This window comes from Mycobacterium sp. (assembly GCF_019243155.1).
Classification (GTDB): domain Bacteria; phylum Actinomycetota; class Actinomycetes; order Mycobacteriales; family Mycobacteriaceae; genus Mycobacterium.
Map to the genome: position 1 here is coordinate 1 of NZ_JAFAUS010000412.1, position 4,854 is coordinate 4,854.

The window sequence follows — 4,854 nt, forward strand, 5'->3', positions numbered from 1 at the left end:
GTCTCGATGTAGCCACGCACCCGCTCCTGCTGACGCTGCGCCACCAACGGACCGATCTGAGTGTTGGGATCAGCGGGGTCGCCCACCGTCATCGCCGCCATCCCCGCCGCCAACGCATCGACGAATTCGTCCTTGCGCGCCTGTGGCACCAGAATTCGGCTGAGCGCGTTGCATACCTGGCCGCTGTTGGCGAGGCTGGCCATCTGTATTCCGGCAGCGGTCGTCGCGGGGTCGGCGTCGTCGAGCACGATCGCCGCCGACTTGCCGCCAAGCTCGAGGCTCACCTGTTTCAGGCCTTCGGCGCACGCGAGCGCCACCTGCCGACCGGCGGCCGTGGACCCGGTGAACGACACCTTGTCGACACCGGCGTGGCGCACCAGAAGCTCCCCGGCTTCGCGGCCACCGGGCACCACATTCACAACGCCCGGTGGAAAGTCTGCCGCCTCAACAAATTCGGCGAGCAGTTGCGCGTCGAGCGCCGATTCCGGTGCGGGCTTGAGCACCACCGAGCAACCAGCGAGCAGCGCGGGCACCATCTTGGTGACGGTGAGGAATTGCGGCATGTTCCACGGCACCACCGCGGCCACGACACCCACCGGCTGCTTGAGGATCCGAATGTCTTTGCCGTACAGACCCGGACGATCCTGCTGCCATTGATAGTTCGCCGCCAAACCGCAGAACGCCGAGATCATGGTCAGTGGCAGCCGCACCTGAGCCATCTTCGCAAACGTGATGGGCGCGCCGATCTCGGCCGAGATCAACGCGGCCATGTCGGCTCGCCGCTCTTTGTAGATGCCGGCCAGCCGGGTGAGCGCCTCGATGCGTTCGGCGGGCTCCATGCGCGGCCACGGGCCGCTGTCGAAAGCCGCCCGCGCGGCCTCGACCGCCCGGTCCACGTCCGTGGGCCCCGCGCTCGCGACGCGGCCGATCACCGACTCGCTGTGCGGCGAGATCATCGAGATGACCGACTCGGATTCCGGTGCCGTCCATTTGGCGTCGATGAACAGTTGGTCCCGCTCGTACATATCGCCTCTCAGGTGTTGCGGCCGCCGTTGACGCCGAGGATCTGACCGGTGATGTAGCCGGCCTCTTCGGATGCGAAGAAGGCGCATGCGGCGGCGATGTCTTCCGGCCTGCCAACTCGCCGTACCGGTGTGCGTGCGATGTGGTCCTCCACGGTGCCGCCGAGCAGGTGCCGCTGCTCGGCCTTGCGCAGCATCGGTGTGTCAACGAACCCCGGTGGGACGGCGTTGACGGTGATCCCTTTCGGCCCGTATTCGAGCGCCAACGACTTGGTCAGGCCGTTGACAGCCGACTTGGCCGACACGTAGTGCGCCATGAACGGCTGCCCGGAATGGGTGCTGGACGACGAGATGTTGACGATGCGTCCCCATCCCGCCTCGACCATGTCGGGAAGGACGGCCTGGATGGTGTGGAACACGCCGTGCAGGTTGACGTCGATCACTTTGGTCCAGTCGGCGAAGGACATCTCCAAAAACTTCTTGAAGCCCTCCACCCCGGCCGCGTTGACCAGCACCAAGATCGGGCCGAACGCTTCGCGGATCGCCGACATCGCGGTGTCGACCTGCGCGCGGTCGGTGACATCGGCGACATAACCGAACCCGTCGTCGGTGGGCGACAGATCGATCACCGCCACTTGATACCCGTCGCTGCGTAACCGCTCGGCGACGGCGCGACCGATCCCCGAGGCGCCACCGGTAACGACCGCCGTCTTCACCCGCGCCCCACCCACCTTCCTGAGCGATCGCCCAACCAATCGGCTTTCCATGCCTATCACCCCGCGTTAACAGCGGTCAAGTAACAGGCCTTGAATATCGAATGCCGCCCAATCTAGGGTCCGTTGATGGACAGGCCCCCGTTTCGCTTCGGAGTGCAGGCAACCAACGCCGCGGACCGAACCGCGTGGCGCGATACCGTTCGCAGGGTCGAAGACCTCGGCTACACAACGCTTTTCCTCGCGGACCATTACCTCGGGCCCGGACCCGCGCAACGCGCCGCGCACACTCCCAGGCAAGACCTCGCGCCGATCGCGGCGATGGCCGCGGCGGCCGCGTTCAGCCAGACACTACGCATCGGCTGTCGCGTGTTCTGCATCGACTACCACGTGCCGGCGGTCCTGGCGAAGGAAGCGGCCACGCTCGATCTGCTGTCCGACGGTCGCCTGGAAATGGGTATCGGCGCCGGGTGGAGCGAAGGCGAGTACACGGCGATGGGACTCGAATTCGATCGACCGGGTCGGCGAATCGACAAGCTTGCCGAGGTCGTATCGCTGCTCAAGGCCCACTGGCAGGGCGAAGAACTGGATTGCTCAGGCGAGTTCGTTCAAGTGCACGGCTACGCGGGCCGGCCGCGACCCGTGCAGCGGCCGCATCCGCCGATCATGATCGGCGGGGGTGGGAAGCGTGTCTTGTCGCTCGCCGGTCGCGAGGCCGACATCGTCAGCATGTCCACGGTGCCCTTCGTGGCTCGCGACGCCGACGGCCTCGATCCCCACGCGGTCGCGCAGCGGCGAGCCGGCTACGTCCAGGCCGCGGCCGGTGACCGATACCGGCAGCTCGACCTCGAAAGTTCGCCGTACTTCACCGAAGTCACCGATGACCCCGAGACCGTCCTGGCGCGCCTGGCGAAATCGATGGGCGTTCCCGCCGACCTGCTGCGGGACCATCCCAACGTGCTGATCGGCTCGGCGGAAAGCGTTGCGGAGATGCTGCATTCGCGTCGCGAAACGCTGGGGGTCAACTACGTCACGGTGCAGCAATCACAGATCGATGCCTTCGCACCCGTGGTGGCCCGCCTGCACGGACGGTAAGCCTTGACCGTCGCGACCTGAGGTGCGAGCATGTCAGCAGGCCAATTTGGGCGATCGCTCAAATCAGGTACGCGTCAGATTTCCCGGGAGACGGACAGCTCTATGGCAAAGCGGACCAGATTCAACGAGTACCACGACCAATACGCGAACTACCGGCTCGAACTCTCCGATGACGGCATCCTGTTGATGCAGTGCCACACCAACGGCGGCAGCCTGGTGTGGGACTGGCGGGCGCACGACCAGATGTCTGATGCGTTCGCCGACATCGCCGGGGACCGCGAGATCAAGGTGCTCATCCACACCGGCACCGGCGAGAACTACAACGCCAACTGGGGCCGCATGCCCAACGGCGAACCGGTGGAAAAGCCCGACTATCTGCTCATGCCCGGCACTCGCGGCCTGCACAAGCTCGACGAAAAAGCTTGGTATGCACGTCATCTGATCACCAATGTGCTCGACGTCGACGTTCCGATGATCAGCGCGGTCAATGGTCCCTGCAACATGCATTCCGAGGTCCCGCTGCTCGGCGACATCGTGTTGGCGTCGGACGACGCCTATTTCCAGGACGCGTCGCATTTTCCGCGAGGCCAGGTGCCGGGTGACGGCCAGCACGTGATCTGGAGCTTTCTGGCCGGCCATACCCGTGCTCGCTACTTCCTGCTGACCGGCAAGAAGCTCAGCGCGCAAGAGGCCAAGGAGTGGGGTGTGGTCAACGAGGTGTTGCCCAAGGACCAATTGCTGGACAGGGCTTGGGAACTCGCGCGCGAATTGGTCAAGCGCCCACCATTGACGCTGCGGTACTCGCGCCAGCTGTTCACCAACCCGCTCAAGCGCGCCTTCCTCGACGAGCTGGGTCACGGCCTGGCCCGCGAAACCTACGCACAGCGGGCCTTCTTCCCGTTCGGCGGCGAGATGGCGCCCCTGGATCGCGCGTGGGACCAGGAGCCTTGGAAAGAAGCGGGGTCCAACGGCGCACCCGCGCAAGAAGGAGTTTCATCGTGACGAGCATCCAACAGCGGTTGTCGACGGGGCGCGGCAAATTCACCACCGACTATCCCGAACTCGGGACCGCTCCGGTCAACTACGAAGACTCCATCTCCGAGGAATTCTTCGCCGCCGAGCGCAAGGCGGTGTTCGAGCGAAACTGGTTGTGCGTCGGGCGGATTGAGCGGTTACCGCGAAAGGGTGCATACTTCACCCGCGACCTGCCCGGGCGCCTCGCCTCGATCGTGATCGCTCGCGACCTCGACGACAAAGTGCACGCGTTTCACAACGTGTGCGCCCACCGGGGTAACAAGGTGGTCTGGCAGGAACACCCCGGCGCGGAATCGTCGGGAAGCTGCCGCGCGTTCGCCTGCAAGTACCACGGCTGGCGTTACGGGCTTGACGGCAAGGTCAACCACATCACCAACGAAGACGAGTTTTTCGACCTCGACAAGAGCAAGCTGCGGATGCCACCGGTGCACTGCGAAGTGTGGGCGGGCTTCATCTTCGTCAATCTCGCCGCAGACCCCGTTCCGCTGCGCGAATTCCTCGGCGACGGACTGCTTCCCATCGAGGCTTATCCGTTCGAGAAAATGACCCAGCACTACGGGTTCTCCACTCGGATCAAGGGCAACTGGAAGCTCGCCGTCGACTCGGTGTGCGAGTGGTATCACCCGCCGTACGTGCACGGCCGATTCATCGACCCCGATGTGTCCAAGGCCGAGAAGATGGTGCCACCGGTCGACTCCTATCACTACGACCTGTTCCGGCCGCACATGCTGACTTCGGTCCCCGGCCCGCCACCGCTGCCACCCCGAGACCCGGGCACCGCCGGGCCCGCCCGCCAGGACCAACGCTGGGTCTACAAGCTTTTTCGCGCAGGCCTTTTCGGGCCCGACGACGTGCCTGACTTGGGCTTCGAGGGCCCGCAACCCGACTTCCTCAACCGCGGCAACATCGCGTCGTGGGGCAACGACCAATTCTGGCTGTTCCCCAACATCTCGATCCAGATCTGGGCCCGCGGGTACTACATCACCTAC

General features: G+C 64.9%; 5 protein-coding genes. 3 read left to right on the plus strand and 2 right to left on the minus strand.

What is annotated here, in order from left to right; all coding sequences use genetic code 11:
• Both JOZ00_RS21160 and JOZ00_RS21165 read right to left on the minus strand, forming a co-directional pair.
• A partial coding sequence (locus tag JOZ00_RS21160) for an aldehyde dehydrogenase family protein (protein ID WP_293347527.1) occupies window positions 1–1,025 on the minus strand: 1,025 nt, incomplete at its 3' end.
• 8 nt (window positions 1,026–1,033) lie between these two features.
• A complete protein-coding gene (locus JOZ00_RS21165; RefSeq protein ID WP_293347530.1) occupies window positions 1,034–1,738 on the minus strand; it encodes an SDR family NAD(P)-dependent oxidoreductase in 705 nt (234 codons plus the stop codon).
• A gap of 126 nt (window positions 1,739–1,864) precedes the next feature.
• Here JOZ00_RS21165 and JOZ00_RS21170 point away from each other — a divergent pair, with 126 nt between their 5' ends.
• The 3 genes from JOZ00_RS21170 to JOZ00_RS21180 all read left to right on the plus strand — a co-directional run.
• Window positions 1,865–2,830, plus strand: coding sequence for a TIGR03621 family F420-dependent LLM class oxidoreductase (locus JOZ00_RS21170; protein WP_293347532.1), 966 nt, complete (start codon window positions 1,865–1,867; stop codon window positions 2,828–2,830).
• A gap of 102 nt (window positions 2,831–2,932) precedes the next feature.
• Window positions 2,933–3,832 (plus strand): enoyl-CoA hydratase/isomerase family protein, encoded by a 900-nt coding sequence (locus tag JOZ00_RS21175; protein WP_293347534.1) that lies wholly within the window; start codon window positions 2,933–2,935, stop codon window positions 3,830–3,832.
• The coding region (locus JOZ00_RS21180) for an aromatic ring-hydroxylating dioxygenase subunit alpha (protein ID WP_293347536.1) at window positions 3,829–4,854 on the plus strand (1,026 nt) is incomplete at its 3' end. The genes JOZ00_RS21175 and JOZ00_RS21180, both read left to right, overlap by 4 nt.